General features: G+C 66.0%; 20 protein-coding genes. 9 read left to right on the forward strand and 11 right to left on the reverse strand.

The window, feature by feature from the left end; all coding sequences use genetic code 11:
* The first annotated feature begins 1 nt into the window (after window position 1).
* Window positions 2–439 carry a nucleoside deaminase gene (locus tag LI953_RS03420; RefSeq protein ID WP_227074629.1) on the forward strand — a complete coding sequence of 146 codons (438 nt, stop codon included), beginning with the start codon at window positions 2–4 and terminating at the stop codon, window positions 437–439.
* A complete protein-coding gene (locus LI953_RS03425; protein ID WP_227074630.1) occupies window positions 432–1028 on the forward strand; it encodes a ribonuclease HII in 597 nt (198 codons plus the stop codon). Before LI953_RS03420 ends, LI953_RS03425 begins: the two co-directional genes overlap by 8 nt.
* A gap of 3 nt (window positions 1029–1031) precedes the next feature.
* On the opposite strand, the gene LI953_RS03430 is transcribed toward LI953_RS03425, so the two are convergent.
* The 4 genes from LI953_RS03430 to LI953_RS03445 form a co-directional block, all read right to left on the reverse strand.
* Window positions 1032–1376 carry a hypothetical protein gene (locus tag LI953_RS03430; protein ID WP_227074631.1) on the reverse strand — a complete coding sequence of 115 codons (345 nt, stop codon included), beginning with the start codon at window positions 1374–1376 and terminating at the stop codon, window positions 1032–1034.
* Window positions 1377–1512: 136 nt separating this feature from the next.
* The gene (locus LI953_RS03435; RefSeq protein WP_227074632.1) at window positions 1513–3030 is read right to left on the reverse strand and encodes a discoidin domain-containing protein; all 1518 of its coding nucleotides are present in this window, start codon (window positions 3028–3030) and stop codon (window positions 1513–1515) included.
* A gap of 36 nt (window positions 3031–3066) precedes the next feature.
* A complete protein-coding gene (locus tag LI953_RS03440; protein ID WP_227074633.1) occupies window positions 3067–3513 on the reverse strand; it encodes a DNA polymerase III subunit chi in 447 nt (148 codons plus the stop codon).
* A complete protein-coding gene (locus tag LI953_RS03445) occupies window positions 3513–4514 on the reverse strand; it encodes an Mrp/NBP35 family ATP-binding protein (protein ID WP_227074634.1) in 1002 nt (333 codons plus the stop codon). The genes LI953_RS03440 and LI953_RS03445 overlap by 1 nt, the downstream gene beginning before the upstream one ends.
* A 64-nt stretch (window positions 4515–4578) precedes the next feature.
* Here LI953_RS03445 and LI953_RS03450 point away from each other — a divergent pair, with 64 nt between their 5' ends.
* Window positions 4579–5973 (forward strand): trypsin-like peptidase domain-containing protein, encoded by a 1395-nt coding sequence (locus tag LI953_RS03450; protein WP_227074635.1) that lies wholly within the window; start codon window positions 4579–4581, stop codon window positions 5971–5973.
* Between the two features lie 6 nt (window positions 5974–5979).
* On the opposite strand, the gene LI953_RS03455 is transcribed toward LI953_RS03450, so the two are convergent.
* Genes LI953_RS03455 through LI953_RS03465 form a run of 3 tightly spaced genes read right to left on the reverse strand, consistent with a single transcriptional unit; the run spans window position 5980 to window position 8446 of the window.
* Entirely contained in the window at window positions 5980–6270 is a 291-nt protein-coding gene (locus LI953_RS03455) for a 4a-hydroxytetrahydrobiopterin dehydratase (RefSeq protein WP_227074636.1), read from the reverse strand.
* Window positions 6271–6320: 50 nt separating this feature from the next.
* Window positions 6321–7256 (reverse strand): ornithine carbamoyltransferase, encoded by a 936-nt coding sequence (gene argF / locus LI953_RS03460; protein ID WP_227074637.1) that lies wholly within the window; start codon window positions 7254–7256, stop codon window positions 6321–6323.
* Complete coding sequence (locus tag LI953_RS03465; RefSeq protein WP_227074638.1) at window positions 7253–8446, reverse strand: aspartate aminotransferase family protein; 1194 nt, start codon at window positions 8444–8446, stop codon at window positions 7253–7255. Before LI953_RS03465 ends, argF begins: the two co-directional genes overlap by 4 nt.
* A 43-nt stretch (window positions 8447–8489) precedes the next feature.
* On the opposite strand from LI953_RS03465, the gene LI953_RS03470 reads away from it, so the two are divergent.
* The 4 genes from LI953_RS03470 to dnaQ are packed head-to-tail and all read left to right on the forward strand — an operon-like array spanning window position 8490 to window position 11687.
* Entirely contained in the window at window positions 8490–9623 is a 1134-nt protein-coding gene (locus tag LI953_RS03470) for a glycosyltransferase 87 family protein (protein WP_227074639.1), read from the forward strand.
* Window positions 9611–10435, forward strand: coding sequence for a shikimate dehydrogenase (locus LI953_RS03475; RefSeq protein ID WP_227074640.1), 825 nt, complete (start codon window positions 9611–9613; stop codon window positions 10433–10435). Before LI953_RS03470 ends, LI953_RS03475 begins: the two co-directional genes overlap by 13 nt.
* Window positions 10432–11016 (forward strand): dephospho-CoA kinase, encoded by a 585-nt coding sequence (gene coaE / locus LI953_RS03480; protein ID WP_227074641.1) that lies wholly within the window; start codon window positions 10432–10434, stop codon window positions 11014–11016. Before LI953_RS03475 ends, coaE begins: the two co-directional genes overlap by 4 nt.
* Complete coding sequence (dnaQ, locus tag LI953_RS03485) at window positions 11013–11687, forward strand: DNA polymerase III subunit epsilon (RefSeq protein WP_227074642.1); 675 nt, start codon at window positions 11013–11015, stop codon at window positions 11685–11687. Before coaE ends, dnaQ begins: the two co-directional genes overlap by 4 nt.
* A gap of 54 nt (window positions 11688–11741) precedes the next feature.
* Here the strand turns inward: dnaQ and LI953_RS03490 are convergent, their stop codons facing one another.
* The 4 genes from LI953_RS03490 to LI953_RS03505 form a co-directional block, all read right to left on the reverse strand.
* A complete protein-coding gene (locus LI953_RS03490; protein ID WP_227074643.1) occupies window positions 11742–12137 on the reverse strand; it encodes a host attachment protein in 396 nt (131 codons plus the stop codon).
* A gap of 64 nt (window positions 12138–12201) precedes the next feature.
* A complete protein-coding gene (locus LI953_RS03495; RefSeq protein ID WP_227074644.1) occupies window positions 12202–13143 on the reverse strand; it encodes a D-glycerate dehydrogenase in 942 nt (313 codons plus the stop codon).
* Window positions 13144–13194: 51 nt separating this feature from the next.
* Window positions 13195–14442 carry a type III PLP-dependent enzyme gene (locus tag LI953_RS03500; protein ID WP_227074645.1) on the reverse strand — a complete coding sequence of 416 codons (1248 nt, stop codon included), beginning with the start codon at window positions 14440–14442 and terminating at the stop codon, window positions 13195–13197.
* Between the two features lie 391 nt (window positions 14443–14833).
* On the reverse strand, window positions 14834–15583 hold the full coding sequence (locus LI953_RS03505; protein WP_227074646.1) for a response regulator transcription factor: 750 nt from the start codon (window positions 15581–15583) through the stop codon (window positions 14834–14836).
* A 307-nt stretch (window positions 15584–15890) separates the two neighbouring features.
* Between LI953_RS03505 and LI953_RS03510 the strand changes: the two genes are divergently transcribed.
* Window positions 15891–17273, forward strand: coding sequence for an L-serine ammonia-lyase (locus tag LI953_RS03510; RefSeq protein WP_227074647.1), 1383 nt, complete (start codon window positions 15891–15893; stop codon window positions 17271–17273).
* Between the two features lie 86 nt (window positions 17274–17359).
* Window positions 17360–19798, forward strand: coding sequence for an FAD-dependent oxidoreductase (locus LI953_RS03515; protein WP_227074648.1), 2439 nt, complete (start codon window positions 17360–17362; stop codon window positions 19796–19798).
* Window positions 19799–19801 lie beyond the last annotated feature (3 nt).

Consider the following 19801-nt stretch of genomic DNA (forward strand, 5'->3'; position numbering starts at 1 on the left):
GATGGAGATAGCCCTCAGCGAAGCCCGCCGCGCCGCCGAAGCCGGTGAGGTGCCGGTAGGCGCGGTGCTGACCGACGCCGCCGGTGTGGTGCTGGCCGTGGCGGGCAACCGCACCGAGGCCGGGCAGGATCCCGCCGCCCATGCCGAGATGCTGGTGCTCACTGCCGCCCGCGCCGCGCGGGGCGGCAAATATCTGGCCGATTGCACGTTGACGGTGACGCTGGAGCCCTGCGCCATGTGCGCCGGGGCGATCGCGGCGTTCCGCGTCGGCCGGGTGGTGTTTGGCGCTTACGACCCGAAATCGGGCGGGGTGGAGCATGGGCCGCGCGTGTTTTCGCACGCCACCACGCACCATAAGCCGGAGGTGATCGGCGGCGTGCGCGAGGCTGATTGCGCCGCCCTGCTGAGCGATTTCTTCGCCGGATTCCGCGATGCCTGATCTCGCGCATGAGCGCCGCCTGGGCGGGTTGGTGGCCGGGGTGGACGAGGTGGGGCGCGGCCCGCTGGCCGGGCCGGTGGTGGCGGCGGCGGTGATCCTGCCCGCCGACTTGCCCGACGAGCTGGCCCGGCTGATCGATGATTCCAAGAAGCTCTCCGCCGCGCGGCGGGCGCGGGCGCTGGCGGCGCTGCGCGAGAGCGGTGCGGTAATGGCGCTGGGCGCGGCCTCGGTGCGGGAGATTTTTGCGCTGAACATTCTGCATGCCTCGATGCTGGCCATGCGCCGCGCCATCGCCCGGCTGCCGGTGGCGCCGAGCCATGTGCTGGTGGACGGCAACCGCGACCCGCGCTGCGGCCTGCCCTGCACGACGCTGGTGGGGGGCGACGCGCTTTCGCTCTCCATCGCGGCGGCGTCGATTTTGGCCAAGCAAACCCGTGACGGGCTGATGCAGCGCCTCGCCACGCGCTACCCGGATTATGGCTGGGAGAAGAATGCGGGCTATGCCGCCCAGATCCACCGCGAGGCAATCATCGCCCGCGGCGCCACGCCGCATCACCGGATGGGTTTCGGCCCGTTATTGGGTGGGTAGGTATTATTGCCCCAACTGGTCGCAGGCGGGCAGCAGCGCGAGATCGGCCTGCACCTGGTCTAGCTTGCTCTGCGGCAGCCTGCCGCCGGAGAACGAGGCGATCTGCATCAGGCTCATATCCTCAAACAGCGGGTAGCTGCGGCTGGCCATCAGCCCCGGCACGTCGCGGCTCAGCACCGCCTTGCCGCGCGGGTCGGCGGCGATGCGCGACACCGGGGTGTCGAGCGAGAAACGCACGGCCATGGGCTGGGCCGCCGCCATGCGTGGGGGCTGCTCCGCACAGCCTGGGAGAAAGGCAATGCCTGTCAGCAGCGCGCTCAGCACGATATCCCGTGGCATTGTGATCATCGCTGTCGTCCTCCTCACGCGGGGTCTTACCCCATCCTCAGGGTAAGCTTAGCGTGGCGGTCCGGCGATGGAAATTAAATTAACCCAATACTGGTTTCATGGGGTTCGGCTGAAAGGGTGAGTTGTGACCCCGTCATTATGGGGGAGTGGTCCCATAAACTTCGACCTGCTCCAGGTGTAGAAAGTCCCGCTTTAGCAGTTTTACCCTCACGAAACGGCCGCGGATTGGCTGCGCGGGCTTGAAAATCAGAGGCTTACCGTCGGCCCCGCCAAATGGCGCATCGGACTCGTAGCGAAAGGCCTCGAAATATTCATCCTCCATTTCAGAAATTTCTATAGCAAGACTGTTCGCCCGATGTGAGACGACCTGATTGTCGATACGGTTGAATATCCAGATTTCCGAAATTTCTAATGATTTTGAGAGGTCTACCTGCCACCAGGGATGATTTTCGACATCTGTGTGGAAGGAATATTTTCCGTCAATCGTGCCGTCTACTGCACCGGCCGCATCTGTTTCTGGCGTTTTTCCAACCGACCACGCGCAAACAGAACTTTGCGTCGCGGGCTTGCCCAAGGCGATATTTTTCGCACGCGGGCGCGGCGGAAGAACATACAAATCGTAGCCGTGAAGCTTCCCAATTTTTTCGTGGTGCTGCGCCACGCTAACACATTGCCCCCGGCTGATGCTCCAGGCTGCATCGGGGTGCCGCCGCAGGTACGATTCATGGCTGGCTATGTCGATGTCACTGTATTGCTCGCGGGCTTTGTGTGAGATGTGGCGCACGCAATCATCCGAGATGGCTTCTGTGACGGGATTTAGCGATTGCGTGAACTTAAGATAATCGGCTTCTGCCGAGGCCAGGAGTATAGGAAATAGATGATAACGGTATCGAGGATCACCTAGCGGTGTGAGGTCGATCCCGCCGAGGCCGTGCGCGCGATTGGGTAGACAAAACGGATGCAGGAAGCCCAGCAGCGGATAGTGAATTTCAGCCGCTTCGGAGAGCCAGGCGGCCAGCCAGGAAAATGTACTTACGGTAATGCAGAGATGCTTTGCGTGCAGCAACCGGTTGAAATCGGCCAGGGGGCCGCCACTGGGAATGAACCGCGCCTCAGGAAACGCCGCTTGGATGGCTCGGATATAGGCGCAATCCTGAATCTGCCCGAGAAAGACGGGGCGGCGGCCGGTGGTTTTGACCAGCATCTGGTAAAAATTTACGGGGACCAAGGGATACCAGTAGACACCGCCAGTGAGGATTTCACCGGCGCGTATATTGATTACGATATCGTCGTCGCTGAACGGTTCGATGTCGAGAGGTTGTTTTTTGAAAAGCAGATCGCGATAAAATTCCGGTTCTGCGTACAAATCATGCCGTTGAAAATAGCCCCGAAATACGATGTTCTTTTTGCCGGAGGCGATAATGTTATCTGCTGTTTTTGCGGGGGCTGTCAGGTCCGTGTCATGGATAATTAGGCTGTTTTCCTGATCGGCGAGCATGTGTTCATGCCGGTCGGAATCGAAAGCCAAACCGATCTCGGGCAGGTGACAGTTATAGGTGACTGCTTCCGGGATATAGAGCGCGACGGCTAGAGCGGCCATGTACTCCAACAGCCGATTGCCCATGTTACCCATGGGGGTGATCGAAAAATACATTTTTTCTCCGTTCGTTTCCATGAGGCGTAAGATTGCCTACCCCGCCTTCACCCAGCCCGTGTCTTCTTGTTTCCAATAGGTCAGGTTGTGGCCCCCCGCCTTGGCGGCGCGCCAGCGTTCGCGCGCGGCGGTGACGGCGGCGCCGTCATTGCCGTCGAACAGGTCGAACACGCGCTTGAAGCCCTCGGCCTCGGCGCCGGCGCCGTTGATGCGGAACAGGAAGGCCGCGTGCGCCGGGTTGTCCTCGCCGCGCAGGGTGAGGAAGATCGGCTGCCACTCGGGGTGCGGCGTTTTATCGGTGCCATGGGGGAGCCAGTCGGGGGTGTGGCAGGTCCATAGCCGTTCATCCAGCGCCTTCAGCAGCGCGTCGTCCGGGCAGACCACCAGCGCCTTCTCGCCCGCCTGCAACGTACGCCCGAGCAGGGCGGGCAGGGCGGTGAACACGTCCGACCGCGTGAGGTGGTAGAACCCGATTTCGGCCATCAGCCGGCCAGCGCCTGCGCCACTTGCGCGGCGAGGTCGCGGAATGCTTCGGCGACTTGGCTCTGCGGCTGGCTGGCCACCACCGGGGCACCGGCATCGCCCGCTTCGCGGATGGCCAGTTGCAGCGGGATCTCGCCGAGGAACGGCACGCCCAGGCGCTCAGCCTCGGCCCGCGCGCCGCCATGGCCGAAGATATCCGAGCGGTGGCCGCAATTCGGGCAGCAGAAATACGACATGTTTTCGACAACGCCGAGCACCGGCACGCCAACCTGCGCAAACATCTGCACGCCGCGGCGCGCGTCCAGCAGCGCAATGTCCTGCGGGGTGGAGACGATCACCGCGCCGGCGGGCTTGGCCTTCTGCGCCAGGGTGAGCTGGGCGTCGCCGGTGCCGGGCGGCATGTCCACCACCAGCACGTCGAGCTCGCCCCAATCGGCCTGGCCGAGCATCTGGTTGAGCGCGCCCATCACCATCGGTCCGCGCCAGATCAGCGCCTTATCCTCGGGCACCAGGAAGCCGATGGACATGACCCGCACGCCCCAGGCCTCCAGCGGGATCATCCGGCCCTCCCGCACCTCGGGCTTGCGCGTCAGCCCGAGCATCTTGGGCAGCGAGGGGCCGTAGATATCGGCATCCAGCAGCCCGGTCTTCAGCCCGCTCTGCGCCAGCGCCACCGCGAGGTTCACGGCCACGGTGGATTTGCCGACGCCGCCCTTGCCCGAGGCCACGGCGACGACATGCTTCACCCCCGGCAGCACGGTTTCGGCGGTGGGCGGGGCGGGGGGCGCGGCATGGGCGGTGAGCACCACGGCGGCCGATTTTACGCCGGGCAGGGCGCGCAGGGCGGCCTCCACCTCGCGGCGCAGCGGCTCCAGCCCGGCGGCTTCCTCGCGCGTGGCGGTCAGGCTCACCTGCACCAGCCCGTCGCGCACATGCACCCCGTCCAAGCGGCGGGTGAGATTGAATGGCGCCAGCGCGGCGCGGATATCATCTTCGGTCATGCGCCAAGACATATCCCGCCAATCCCCTCTTGCGAAGATCGGTCCCCGCCCGCAAACTCGCCTCATGCCGTTTTCCGCCCGCCCGCTCTGCGCGCTGTTTCTCCTGGCCGGGGGCGTTGCCCGCGCGGCTGATATGCCGCCGCCTTTGGCCGATCTCGCGGCCAAGGTGATGCCCGCGGTGGTCAGCATCGCCGCCATGGCGCCGGCGGGCGATAATAGTGGTGATAATGGGGGCGACAACGGCGGCGATGGCGGTGATAGCGGCCCGCAGACCACCGCGGACACGCCGGACAACACCGCCGGCACCGTGGTGCCGCCGCCAAAAACGATCGAATCTCTAGGCTCCGGCTTCGTGTTTGACCCGGCGGGGTACATCCTCACCAATGAGCATGTGGTGAACGGCGCCGACACGGTCATCGTTACCTTCCCCGATGGCACCGTCTACACCGCCGCCATCGCGGGGCGGGACAAACCGGCCGATCTCGCGGTGCTGAAAGTCGATGCCGGGCACAAGCTGCCTTATGTGACGTTTGGCGACTCCGGCAAATTGCGTGTCGGGGATTGGGTGCTTGCCGTGGGCAACCCGTTCGGCCTGCCTGGCTCCAACTCGGCCGGCATCGTGAGCGCCCTGCACCGTGACATTGGCGACACCGATTTCGACGACCTGATCCAGACCGATGCCGCCATCAACAAGGGCAATTCCGGCGGGCCGATGTTCAATATGGCGGGGCAGGTGGTGGGGGTGAATTCCGCAATCTACGCCCCCAACGGCACCTCGGACGGCGTGGGCTTCGCCATTCCCTCCGCCATGGCCGAGCCGGTGGCCGAGGCGCTGGCGCATGACGGCGCGATGACCCGCGGCTGGCTCGGCGTCGCCAGTGAGGATGTCACCCCCCAGGTGCAGGCGGCGCTGCATCTGCCGGGCCCAGGCGGCGCGCTGGTCGGTGAGGTTTCGCCCGGCAGCCCGGCTGATGGCACGCTGCGCGTGGGTGATGTGATCACCAAGCTGGCCGGGGTGAGCGTGGATAATCCGCGCGCCTTGCAGATCCGCACCGCCGAGATCCCGGCTGGGCAGCGCGTGGCGGTCAGCTATTGGCGCGATGGCGCGCCGGCTCAGGCGCAGATCATCATCAGGGTGCCGCCGCCGGCGCTGGATGAGAGCATTACCCCCGCCGCCCCTGGCCCGGTGGCTCTGCCCGGCCTGGGGCTGAGTGTTGCGGTCACACCGGCGGATAACGGGGTGAGCGTGCTCTCGGCCAGCGGCCCGGCGGCCAAGGCCGGCATCGTGCCGGGCGATGTGATCGAGCAGCTCAATGGCGAAACCGTGGCCGCGGCGGATGAGCTGCAAGCCAAGCTGAAGGCGTTGGGCGGCAATCCGCCGGTGTTCCTGATCAGCGGTAACGCGGCGGATGGCACCAACCCGGGCCCGCGCTGGGTGCCGGTGATGCCGGGGGGATAAACCCCGCTATTGCGGCAGCCAGACGAAATGCGAGATCGCCTCGGCCAGCGCGATGTCCTTGGTGGTCACACCCCCCGAATCATGGGTGGTCAGGGTGATGCTCACCTTGTTGTAGCTGTTTGACCAATCCGGGTGATGATCGGCCTTTTCCGCCAGCAGCGCCACATGCGTGATGAAGGAAAACGCTTCGGCGAAATTCTTGAAGGTGAAATTCTGGTGGATGGATTTGCCGTCGGCGGCAAGATGCCATTTGCCGGGCAGGGTGGCGAGGGCGGCTTTGTCGAGCAGCTTGGACATGGCGTTTCTCCTCTGCATGGGAAATAAGCCGCCCCGCCTGCTTTACAATGTCAGCCCATGCTCCAGGCCAGGATCGCCTTCTGCGCGTGCAGCCGGTTCTCGGCCTCGTCGAACACCACCGAGGCCGGGCCGTCGATCACCTCGGCGGCCACTTCCTCGCCGCGATGCGCGGGCAGGCAATGCTGGAAGATCGCACCCGGCGCGGCCATGGCCATCAGCGCCGGCGTCACCTGATAGGGGGCGAAGGCGGCGGCGCGGGCGGCGGCTTCGTCCTCGCTGTCGGCCATTGAGAGCCAGGTGTCGGTGACGATGCAGGCCGCATCCTCCACCGCCGGTTCCGGGTCGATGCTGATCTCGATATCCGCGCCCTCGGCCTTGGCCCATTCCAGCACCTCGGCGCGTGGCCAATACCCGGCCGGGCAGGCCAGATGCAGGGTGAAGTTGAAGCGCGCCGCGGCCTCGATGAACGAGGCGGCGACATTATTGCCATCGCCCACCCAGGCGATCTTTTGCCCCGCCACCGGGCCGCGATGCTCCTCGAAGGTGAGGATGTCGGCCATGATCTGGCAGGGATGGGAGAGGTCGGTAAGGCCATTGATCACCGGCACGCCGGCGTGCCGGGCCAACTCGTGCAGCTTGGCGGCGGAATCGGTGCGCAGCATGATGCCATGCACGAAGCGCGAGAGCACGTTGGCGGTGTCAGCGATGGTCTCGCCGCGGCCGATTTGCATGTCGCGCGAGGAGAGCACGATGGCGTCGCCACCCAGCTCGCGCGCCGCGACCTCGAAGGAGACGCGCGTGCGGGTGGAGGGTTTCTCGAAGATCATCGCCAATGTCTTGCCAGCCAACGGCTTCTTGCCGCTGCCGCGGTTGCGCTTGAACGCCGCCGCCGAGTCGAGCAGGGCGCGCAGCTCGGCGCTGGAGAAATGCCGCAGGTCGAGGAAATGCCGGGGCGCGCCGCCCTTGAGGTCGATCGCCGCGCTCATTTCGCCGCTGCTCCCGCCTGGGCCGCCAGCTGCGCGGCGACCTCGCCGAGCAGGGCCAGCGCCTCCTCGCATTCGGCCTGGCCGATGATCAGGGGCGGCGCCAGGCGCAGCACGTTGTCGCCCGCCGCCACGGTGAGCAGGCCGTGGGTCAGGGCGGCGGCCTGCACCTCGCCATTGGGCGGCGTGCATTTCAGCCCGAGCAGCAGGCCCATGCCGCGCACCTCGGTGAACACGGCGGGATGCGCCACCACCAGCGCCTCCAGCCCGGCGCGCAGGAAGGCGGCTGTGGCGGTAAGCTGGTCGAGGAAGCCATCGGCCAGGATCACATCGAGCACCGCGTTGCCCGCCGCGCAGGCCAGCGGCCCGCCGCCATAGGTGGTGCCGTGGCTGCCCGGCACCAGCGCCTTGGCCACGCGCTCGGTGCCCAGCACCGCCGCCATGGGGAAGCCGCCGCCAATGCCCTTGGCCGAAGACAGCACATCCGGCGTCACGCCATGCCATTCATGCGCGAACAGCTTGCCGGTGCGGCCCATGCCGGTCTGCACCTCGTCGAAGCCGAGCAGCAGGCCGTGCTCGTCGCACAGATCGCGCAGGGCTTGCAGGAAGCCGGGGTTGACGGCGCGGATGCCGCCCTCGCCCTGGATCGGCTCCACCAGAATCCCCGCCGTTTGCGGGGTGATGGCGGCGCGCACGGCGGCGATGTCGTTGAGCGGGACATGGTCGAAGCCCGGCACGGGCTCGCCGAATCCGGCTAAATATTTCGGGTTGCCGGTGGCCGAGATCATCGCCAGGGTGCGGCCGTGGAAGGCGCCCTCGAAGCAGATCACGCGGGTGCGCTCGGGGTGGCCCTCATCGGCCTGCGTCTTGCGCATGGCCTTCACCAGCCCCTCATTCGCCTCGGCGCCGGAATTGCAGAAGAACACGCTGTCGGCGAAGCTTGCGGCGACATAGCGCGCGGCAAGCCGCTCGGCCTGCTTCACGCGGTAGAGGTTGGAGACATGGATCACCTTGGCCGCCTGCTCGGCGATTGCGCGCACCAGATGCGGATGCCCGTGCCCGAGCGAGGAGGTGGCGATGCCCGCGCCGAAATCCAGGTATCGGCGCCTGGTCTCGTCGAACAGATAGGCCCCTTGGCCGTGTTCGAAGCAGATGTCGGCCCGATTGTAATTCGGCATTAGCGCGGAAATCATGGATGTGCTTTCAAGGCGTCGGAAAGCCCGGAATAAAGCGCATATGGCCGAAAAAAGTCAATTCCAGCACCGTGTTAAACTCAGCCTTCTGGTGGGGCTGTGCGCCTTGCCGTCGGTGTTCGAGGCGGTGGCCGTGATCTGGGGCGTGCGCCACGGCCTGCAGGGCAAGGCGCTGCGCGATGGGCTCGATTTCTGGGCCGGGGGGTTTCTGCTCCGCCACGGGCAGTTGCCGGTGTTGTTCGACCATACCGCCTACCAAGCGTTTCTGGAGGGGCTGTACGGCAAGCTGCCTTATCATCTGTGGAGCTACCCGCCGACCTATGGGCTGCTCGCCAGCGTGTTCGCCGGGTTGCCGCCATGGCCGGCGGTGTTGAGCTTTGATGCCGCCAGCCTGGCGCTGCTCGCCCTGGTGTTGCGCCTCGCCGGGCAGAGCTGGTGGTTTGTGGCGGCCATGCTGCTGGCCCCGGCGACGCTGGAAAGCGTGCTGGAGCATCAGAACGCCGAGTTGATGACGGCGCTGATCGGTGGCGGGCTGCTGCTGGGCGCGCGTCCGCGCCTGGGCGGGGCGCTCATTGGGCTGGCTACAGTCAAGCCGCAGCTTGGGCTGGTGCTGCCGCTTTATCTGCTGCGCCGGGCGCCCATCGGATTCATGTATGCGGCGCTGGCGGCGGCGGGGCTGGCGGCGGCCTCGCTCTGGGCGTTTGGGCCGGCGGCCTGGGCGGGGTTTATGCATTATACCAGCCCGGTGATGAGCAATGTGCTGCTCACCGGCCAGCCGCCGGAATTTGCGGGCGGGCTGGTGAGCGTGTTCGCGGTGGTGAAGCCTTATCTGGGCCTGGGCGGAGCCATGGCGGCGCAGGGGCTGGTGAGTGTGGCGGCGGTGCTGGCGGGGCTGAAGACGCGCTCGGTCCCGGCGCTGCTGATCCTCTCGGCGTTGGCCAGCCCGTATCTGCATGTATACGACCTGCTGATCACCACGCTGGCCACGGCGCTGCTGGTGCGGGAGCGGTTGCGCAGCGGCTTTGCGCCCGGCGAGCCGGTGCTGTTCTTCCTCGCCTGGTTCGCCCCCGGCCTGCTGCCTTGGGCGCCGCAATACGCGCATCTGGTGCCGGTCGCGCTGCTGCTGCTCTTGGCAAGCGCCTGGCGCCGTGGTGCTGTGCCCGCATGCGACTCCTGACCGGCTCCGCCCGGTTGGCCGGTGTCATCGGCTGGCCGGTTTCCCATTCCCGCTCCCCGCGCATCCACGGCACCTGGCTTGAGCGCCACGGCATAGACGGCGCCTATGTGCCGCTGCCGGTGGCGCCCGAGCATTTCCCCGCCGTGGTGCGCGCCCTGGCCCAGGCCGGGTTCGCGGGGGCGAATGTCACCATTCCGCATAAGGAGGCCGCGTTTGCGGTGTGCGATCATGTGGACGAGACGGCGCGCCGCGCCGGGGCGGTGAACACGCTGGTGTTCACGCCGCAAGGCATCGAGGGGCGCAATACCGATGGTTACGGCTTTGTCGCCAATCTGCGCGCGCATGGGGTGGATCCGGCGGCTGGACCGGCGCTGATTCTGGGCGCGGGCGGGGCGGCACGGGCGATTGCCGCTGCCTTGCAGGAGGCGGGAGCCGAGGTGACGCTGTGCAACCGCACGCAAGACCGCGCCGAAGCCCTGGCCGCCGCCCTGCCGCCGGCGCGGGTGCTGCCCTGGGCCAGCCGCGCGGCCGCGCTGGCCGATTACGCGCTGCTGGTGAACACCACCGCGCTCGGCATGGTGCATAACCCGCCCCTGGAGATGGATCTCGGCCGTGCCAGCGCGGGGATGGCGGTGGCGGATATCGTTTACGCCCCGCTGGAGACAGCGTTGCTGAAGCACGCCGCGGCGTGTGGGCTGCGCCCGGTGGAGGGGCTGGGGATGTTGCTGCATCAGGCGGTGCCGGGCTTCGCCGCTTGGTTTGGCGTGACGCCGCAAGTGGATGCGGAACTTTACCAGATTGTCGCCGCATGAAGGTGCTGGGCCTCACCGGCGGCATCGGCATGGGCAAGTCCACCGTGGCCGGGATGTTCGCGGCGCGCGGTATTTCCGCCTTCAATGCCGATGAGGCGGTGCATGAATTGCAAGCCCCGCATGGCGCGGCGATCCCGGCGCTGGCCGCCGCCTTCCCCGGCGTGGTGGCGGATGGCGTGCTGGACCGCGCCGCCTTGCGCGCCCAGGTGCTGGCCGATGACGCGGCGATGAAGCGGCTGGAGGCGATCATGCACCCGCTGGTGCGGGCAATGGAGGGGGCGTTCATCGCCAAGGCCGAGCGTGCGGGGCGCCGCGCCGTGCTGCTCGACATTCCGCTGCTGTTCGAGGTTGGCGGCGAGGGGCGGGTGGACAAGATCATCACCGTCTCCTGCCCGCGGGAGACGCAGCTCGCGCGGGTGCTCAACCGCGGCGTGCCGCGCGCGCAGATCGAGGCGATCATCGCCCGCCAGATGCCCGATGCCGAAAAGCGGCGCCGCGCGGATTTCGTGGTGGAGACGAGCGGCACGCTGGAGGCCACGCAGGCGCAGGTGGCGCGCATCATCGAGGAGCTGAAACTGTGAGCCGGTCTGTTTTGTTCGACACGGAAACCACCGGCTTCGAGCCGCTCACCGGCGACCGCGTGATCGAGATCGCCGCCATCGAGCTGTTCAACGATTTGCCGACCGGCGCGCAATTCTACGCGCTGCTCGACCCTGAGCGGGACATCCCCTCTGACAGCACGCGCGTGCACGGCATCACCAACGCGCATGTCGAGGGTAAGCCGAAATTCGTTGACGTGGCCGATGAGATGCTGAAATTCTTCGGCGACTCACCGCTCGTCGCGCATAACGCGCCGTTTGATTTCGGCTTCATCTCGGCCGAGTTGGAGCGCGTCGGCCGCAAGCCGCTCGACAAAGCGCGCATGGTCGATACGCTGGTGCTGGCCAAGCAGCGCTTCCCCGGCATGCCCAACAGCCTGGACGCGCTGTGCCGGCGCTTCGATATCGATCTCTCCGCCCGCACCACGCATAACGCGCTGCTCGACTGCAAGCTGCTGGCCGATGTGTATGTGGAACTCACCGGCGGGCGGCAGCGCGGGCTGGTACTGGAGGCCGAGGAGAGCCTCGCCTTCGCGCAATACAGCGCCCCCGCCACGCGCACGCCGCGGCTGATCCAGCCAGCGCCGGAGCAGCTGGCGGCGCATGACAAATTCATCGACAAATTGAAAGAGCCGGTCTGGCGGCGCGAATAATGCCAAGAAAAAAGGCCGCCCGTTGCGGGGCGGCCTGATGTTGGCGCGGCGGCGTTAGATCACTTTCTGCCGGTGCACCGGGCGCACCCATTGGCGGATATGCGGCCACAACTCGCCATCGGCGGTCTTGGCGAGGTCCTTGTCCACCGAGCCGACCACTTTGGCAGCGGCCTGCTTGTTCAGATGCTCGCGGATCACGCTCAGCGTATGCGCGGGGGCGACCAGCACCAGCTCGTCATAGCTGGAGACATGCTGGTTGAGCTGCTCCGCCACCCAGGCGGCGAATTTGTTCTTGTCCTGCGCATGGGTATGGCTGGCGGCGCCGGGATGGCCATCCTCAGGCACGACCCGGCTCGATGAATGCAGCGTGTTGTCCTCCTCCGTTGGCCGCACGAAACGGGCATGCTCCCCATTGGCGAGGGCGAACAGAACCTTGAGGTGAATGGACATGTAGACAGGCTTCCTTTGCGTCTTGGTGAATTCGCGGAAACTTTGCGCTTGGCTGCGGCGGCGCTCATTGATCCTTATCAAAACGCTGCAGCGCCGAAGCTATGCCATCCAGCGCCAGAAAGCCCATGGCGTTGCGCGTCTCTACGGTGGCCGAGCCGATATGCGGCATCAGCACGGCGTTTTCGAGCGTCAGGTAATCGGGATGCAGGGCGGGTTCGTTGTTGAACACATCTAGCCCCGCGGCGGCGACATGGCCGCTGCGCAGCGCGGCGATGAGCGCATCGTCATCGACGATGCTGCCGCGCCCGGTATTCACCACGATCGCGCCGGGTCGGAGCATGGCGATGCGCGCGGCGTTCAGCCAGCCTTTCGTGCCGGCGCCGCCGGGGGCGTTGAGCGACAGGAAATCGATGCCGCCGAGGAAGTCCGCATCGCTTTCATGGTAGATCGCGCCCTCTTCCAGCACGGCGGGCAGGCGGGTGCGGTTGTGGTAATGGATTTCCATGTTCAGCCCGTGCGCCATGCGTGCCAGCGCGCGGCCGATGCGCCCCATGCCGAAAATGCCGAGACGCTTGGCATGCACATCGCGCCCGAGCAGGAAGGTGGGGGTTAGGCCCGGCCATTGGCCGGCGCGCAGCAGGCGCTCGCCCTCACCCGCGCGGCGGGCCGCCATCAGCATCAGCATCAGCGCCAGCTCGGCCGTGGCGTCGGTGAGCACGTCGGGCGTGTTGGCGATGGCGATGCCCCGTGCGGCGGCGGCATCCAGGTCGATATGCTCGACGCCGACGCTGTAGGTGGCGATCACCTTCACCGCGGCAGGCAGGGCGTTGATCAGCGCGGCGTCAAAGCGGTCCGAGGCGTTGCAGAGGATGGCGGTTACGCCGTCAAGGTTGCTCAGCAGCCTGGCGGGATCGAACGGCCCGGTATGGCGTAGTTCGCGGGTTTGGTATTCCGCGCGGGCACGGGCGAGGACGGCGTCGGGGATGATGCGGGTGATGAGCAGCATGCGCCCACCCTCCCGCAAAATGCGCGGGCCGGGAAGCCCCGGCCCGGCGGATCATAGATCTTCCGGCTCGTAGCCCGCGGTTTGCAGCATGGCGCCATCGGAGACCTCGGCTAAAGCCGCGCGGTCGAACCCGTTGAAGCCGGTGCGCAGGCAGGTGCCGTAGGCGCCGAGCTGGCCGATCTCGATCCAGTCGCCCTCGGCCACGTCACCGGGGAGGATGAACGGGCCGCGCATCACATCGAGTGAATCGCAGCTCGGGCCAAAGAAGCCGAACATCTCATCCGGCGCGCCCAGGCGCGGGGTGTGGCGCAGCAGGCGGACGGGAAAGCGGAAGCCGAGCGCCCCGGCATCGCCCAGCGCGCCGTAGACGCCATCGTTGATGTAGAGCATGCCGCCCTTGCGCAGCTGCACCTGCACCACCACCGAGGCGCCGCCCGCCACCAGCGCGCGCCCCGGCTCGGCCCAGAGCTTCACGCCGGGCAGGTTGAGCCGGGCGAAAGCGGCGTCGATCTCGGCCATGAAGGCGCCGAGCGGGGGCGGGGCGATATCGGGATAGGCGGTGGGGAAGCCGCCGCCGACATCGATGACATCCACGCGCACGCCGGCGGCGCGGATGACCTCGCCAGCCAGGGCCATAGCCTCGCCCCAGGCTTGCGGGTTGGTGCATTGCGAGCCGACATGGAAGGCCACGCCGAGCCGGCCGGCATGGGGGCGCGCCGCGCGCAGCAACGCCGCCGCCGTCTCAACATCGGCGCCGAATTTCTTGGAGAGATTGATCGCGGCGCCGGTCTCCGGCAGCGCCAGGCGCACGAACAGCCCCGGGCGCGCGGCCACGGCGGCGGCCTCGTCGCGGCCGGTTTCTTCCAGGATCTTTTGCAGCTCGTCGGCGGAGTCGAGCACGAAATCGCGCACGCCGTTGATGATCCAGGCCTCCCGGATGGCGCGGCGGGATTTTACCGGATGCATGAAGTGGATGTCAGCGCCAGGGAAAAGACGGCGCACCAGCGTCACCTCGGAGATCGAGGCGCAGTCGAAATGCCGGATCCCGCCCTCCCACAAGGCGCGCAGCACGGCGGGCTCGGGGTTGCATTTCACCGCATACAGCGCATCGCCATTGAAGGCGGCGGTAAAGGCGCGCGCATGGGTGCTGATCACCGCCGGGCGAATGCAGTGCAGCGGCTCCTCCGGCCGCAGGGTTTGCACCATGCCGGCGACATCGGGCAGGGGCTGCGCGTCCGGGCGCAGCGAGATGTGACGGTGCAGCGGCCCGACAGGCGGGCGGTTTTGAAGCAGGCTCATAACGGATCATCCTCGCAAATCGTCAGCGGACGGCAATGGCCCGGGCGATTATTCGCAAACAACAGGGAAGATAACGGCGCGCGCTGAAACTAGCGGCGGCGCGGCGCGCTCAGGCGGGGATGCGCGGACTTCGCATCGTTATGAACCGCTGCATGAACTTCGTCAGCAACATCGGCGTCTCCCAATCGATCGTGGCCCAAGCGGACCCATTCAACCAAACCAGGATGCGTCTCGTCGTTGCTGTACCCGGTGCAACCGGGTTCGCGGCACGTGCGATGCATCTATGCTGCCCCTATACGAGGGGAGCCAAGAATTCGCTTAAGGCAAGTAACGAGGGTTTTGTTATGCTATCTCCGCATAACTCTCCCGATGGAGGGGCGGCTGGCGGTGATTATGCGATGGCGCGGGCCTGCGGCTCCATTGCCGCGGAGACATTGCGTGCGTGGCCATCGGCCGGGGCGGCTTCGGGGCGGTGATCCACTACCATGTAGCCGCGGCCCCAATTCGTCTCGATAAAATCGTCTACGCCCAGCGCCTGCAGCTTCTTACGGATTTTGCAGATGAAGACGTCGATGATTTTCGGGTTCGGCTCGTCCAGCCCGCCGTAAAGATGGTCGAGGATCGCCTCCTTGCTCAGCACCACTCCTTTGCGCAGCGCCAGGATCTCCGCGATCTGGTACTCCTTCTTGGTCAGCGTCACCGGGCGGCCTTTGGCGTAGATCTTCTTGGCGTTCATGTTGATCTCGACCGAGCCGATGCGCAGCGCGTTCTCCTGGAAGCCGCGCGAGCGGCGGATCAGGTTCTGTACCTTCATGAACACTTCTTCATGGGAGAGCGCGTCGACGATCAAATCGTCAGCCCCGGCCTGCAAGACGCGCAGGCGGGCCGCCTCGTTCAACGTGCGGGCCACGGCCACGACCGGCGCGCGCACCCGCGCCATGCGCAGTTTGCGGATGATTTCGAGGTCGCCCAGACGTTCCTCGGACAGGCGCAGCAGGATTGCATCGTAATCGTAGAACTTCACCAGATCGAGCGCCTCCTCGGCGTCGTTGGTTTCATCGACAATGGCCAGGCGCGAGCGCAGAAAAGCGGTTAGGAGGTCTTTTTTATTCGATGCTGTCTCAAAAGATAGGATTTTCATATCAGCCTCCGCTCGTTTGAGCAACAAATACAACCACAGCAAGAAATGGTCAATAAATTTATTTAACCTTCTTGTTAAGCGTGTAAAAATTAAGATTTTATAAACCAAATCTTACGCGAGCCGGTTGTGGGGGCCTGGCGGGGTGTCGATCTACCGCGCCTTATGCTTTGGATTACGTGGCTAAAGGCGCAATCAGCCACAAATTGTGAGGTTCTCTGTGGAATTATAGTAATGGTGTGCGCTTCGGTTCTGTCTTATGCTCGCGCGTATAATCGCCGCGCGGAAAATGACGGCGAAAGGAGTGTTAATGCAGCCCGCCTCCGCCTCGTCCATTTCGCTGCTTGATCTGTTCCGGATCGGCCTCGGCCCGTCTTCCTCGCACACGGTCGGCCCGATGCGCGCGGCCAATGCGTTCCTCCAGGCCCTGAGTGGGCAGGAGGCGGAGGTCGCGCGGCTGACCGCCACCGCCTATGGCTCACTGGCCTGGACCGGCAAGGGCCATGCCACGGACCGGGCGATGTTGCTCGGTCTTGCCGGATGCCGGCCTGATGCGATCGGCCCGGACGACGCGGCACGGCTGGCCGCCGATATCGTGGCGACACACAGGCTACGCCTGCCGGGCGGGCGTGAGATTGAATTCGATCCGGCGCGGGATGTGATCTTCGACCGCGAAGCCCAATTCACGCGCCACACCAACGCCATGCGCTTCGCCGCCTATGATCAGGCGGGGCGCGAACTCATCGCGCAAATCTGGTTTTCGATCGGCGGCGGCTTCGTGGTGCGCGAGGGCGAGGCGGATGAGTCGCCCACGGAGCAGGCGCTGCCTTATCAATATGGTAATGCGGCGGACATGTTGAGTGCTGCGGCGCGGGCGGGGCTGAGCATTGCCGAGTTGGCCCTGGCGAATGAGAGCGCGCGCCGCCCGAGCGCGGAGGTAGTGGCCTATATCGACAATATCGCCGCCACCATGTTCGCCTGCATCGAGCGCGGCCTGGCCCATGAGGGCGAACTGGCGGGCGGGCTCAAGGTCAAGCGCCGCGCGCACCGCATCTTCGCCGGGTTGCAGCAGCGCGCCCAAGGGAATGAATTCATCCCGCACACGCATCTCGATTACGTGTCGGCCTTCGCCATGGCGGTAAATGAGGAGAATGCGGCGGGTGGGCGCGTGGTGACCGCGCCGACCAATGGCGCGGCCGGGGTGATCCCCGCCGTGCTGCGCTATTACCGCGATTTCTGCGAGACCGCGACCAGCGGGGGGATTCAGACCTTCTTCCTGACCGCTGCCGCCATTGGCGGGCTGATCAAGCATAATGCCTCGATTTCCGGCGCCGAGGTGGGGTGCCAGGGCGAGGTGGGGTCGGCTTCGGCCATGGCCGCGGCCGGGCTGTGCGCGGCGCTGGGCGGCAGCAATGCGCAGATCGAGAACGCCGCCGAGATCGCCATGGAGCATCATCTCGGCATGACCTGCGACCCGATTGGCGGGCTGGTGCAGGTGCCCTGCATCGAGCGTAACGCGTTTGGCGCGATCAAGGCGATCGCGGCGGCCTCGCTCGCCTTGCAGGGCGATGGCACGCATATCGTGTCGCTGGACGCGGTGATCGAGACGATGCGCCAGACCGGGCTGGATATGCAGAGCAAATACAAGGAAACCAGCCTTGGCGGCCTTGCGGCGAATGTGGCGATCTGTTGACTTTGTGGCTTTGTGTGGGTTTCGATTGACGCCGCGCCCGGCGCGGCGCAGGAATCCTGTCGTATCTGGTTCAGGGGAGTAGGGGGATGAATTTTCCAACGCAGGCGCGCGCGGTCATCATTGGCGGCGGGATCATCGGCTGTTCCACTGCCTATCATTTGGCCAAGCTGGGCTGGGAGGTGGTGCTGCTGGAGCGCCACAAGCTCACCTCGGGCAGCACATGGCACGCCGCCGGGCTGGTGGGGCAGTTGCGCACCAGCGCCAATATCACCCAGTTGCTGGGCGAATCGGTGAAGCTCTACCGCACGCTGGAGGCGGAGACCGGCCTCGCCACCGGCTGGAAGATGAATGGCGGGTTACGGCTGGCGTGTAACGAGGAGCGTTGGATCGAGGTGAAGCGCCAGGCGACCACGGCGCGCAGCTTTGGGCTGGAGATGCATCTGCTCACACCGTCGGAGGCGCAGAAGCTGTGGCCGCTGATGGACGTGCATGACGTGATCGGCGCCGCGTTTCTGCCCACCGATGGCCAGGCCAATCCAAGTGACATCACCCAATCCCTGGCGCGGGGCGCGCGCATGGCCGGGGCGAAGATTTTTGAAAATGTCGAGGTTACTGGCTTCGAAATCGAGAAGGGCCGGGTGGTAGCGGTGCTCACCGATCGCGGGCGCGTTGCCTGCGAGGTGGCGGTGAATTGCGCCGGGCAATGGGCGCGCGAACTGGGCAGGCTGGCGGGCGTGAACGTGCCGCTGGTCTCAGTGGAGCACCAATACATGGTGACCGAGCGGATCGAGGGCGTGCCGCCGGATCTGCCGACCCTGCGCGACCCCGACCGGCTGACCTATTACAAAGAGGAAGTTGGCGGGCTGGTGATGGGCGGCTATGAACCGAACCCGATTCCCTGGGCGCAAAAGGGCTTCCCCAGGAATTTCGAATTTCAGCTGCTCGACTCCAATTTCGACCATTTCACGCCGATCATGGAATTGGCGATGGGCCGCGTGCCGGCCTTGCAGAGTGCCGGGGTCAAGCAGCTTATCAACGGGCCGGAGAGTTTCACGCCGGATGGCAATTTCATCCTGGGCGAGGCGCCGGAGCTGGGCGGGTTTTTTGTCGGGGCGGGGTTCAACGCGTTCGGCATCGCCTCGGGCGGGGGCGCGGGCAAGGTGCTGGCGGAGTGGATCGCGGGCGGCGAGCCGCCTTATGATCTGTGGCCGGTGGATATCCGCCGCTTCGGGCGCAACCATCAGGATGTGGAATGGGTGCGCGCGCGCACGCTGCAAGCCTATGCGCGGCATTACACCATCGCCTACCCGGCCGAGGAATTCACCACCGGGCGGAAGCTGCGTCGCTCGCCGCTTTATGCCACGCTCCAGGCCCAGGGGGCGGTGTTTGGCGAGAAGCTCGGCTGGGAGCGGCCGAACTGGTTCGCCGCCCCCGGCGAGGCGGCCGAGGACCGCTACACCTATAAGCGCCCCAACTGGTTCACCGCCGTGGCGCGCGAGCATCAGGCGGTGCGCGAGCGTGTGGGGGTGTTCGACCAGACCTCCTTCGCCAAATTCATGGTGGTGGGACGCGATGCCGAGGCGGCGCTCTCCTGGATCTGCGCCAATGACGTGGCGAAGAAGCCAGGCAGCCTGACCTATACGCAGATGCTCAACAGCCGTGGCGGCATCGAGGCGGATCTCACCGTGGCGCGGCTCTCGGAGACGGAATTCTACATCGTCACCGGCACTGGCTTCGCCACGCATGACGCGGATTGGATCCGCCGCAACATCCCGGCGGGGCTGGACGCGCATCTGCTGGATGTGACCTCAGCCAACGCGACGCTGAGCCTGATGGGGCCGCTTGCGCGGCATGTGCTGGAGAAGCTGACCAGCGACGATGTTTCCAATGCCGCGTTCCCGTTCGGGCAGTGCCGCCGCCTGTGCGTGGCCGGGGCGCCGGTGCTGGCGCTGCGCGTGACCTATGTCGGCGAGTTGGGCTGGGAACTGCACATCCCCACCGAATTCGCCGCCACGGTGTATGAGGCGCTGATGGCCGCCGGGGCGGAATTCGGCATCGCCAATGCCGGGTACCGGGCCATCGAGACGCTGCGGTTGGAGAAGGGCTATCGCGCCTGGGGGGCGGATATTGGCCCTGATTACACACCGCTGGAAGCTGGGCTGGGCTGGGCGGTGAAGCTGCGCAAGCCGACGCCCTTCCTGGGCCGCGCGGCGCTGGAGGCGCAGAAGCGCGACGGCGTGAAGAAGCTGCTCGCCACCTTCACGGTGGATGAGCCGGAGATCATCCTGCTCGGCCGCGAGACCATCTACCGCAATGGCGCGCGCGTGGGCTGGCTCGCCTCGGGCGGGTTTGGCCACACGCTGGGTAAGCCGATCGGGCTCGGCTATGTGCGCAACCCGGCGGGGCTGGACGAGGATTTCGTGCTCTCGGGCGGCTATGAGCTGGAGGTGGCGGGCGAGCGGGTGCATGCCAATGTGCACCTGGCGCCGCTGCACGACGCCAGGATGGAACGCATCAAGGCCTGAGCC

The organism is Acidocella sp. KAb 2-4 (assembly GCF_020567705.1).
Classification (GTDB): Bacteria; Pseudomonadota; Alphaproteobacteria; order Acetobacterales; family Acetobacteraceae; genus Acidocella.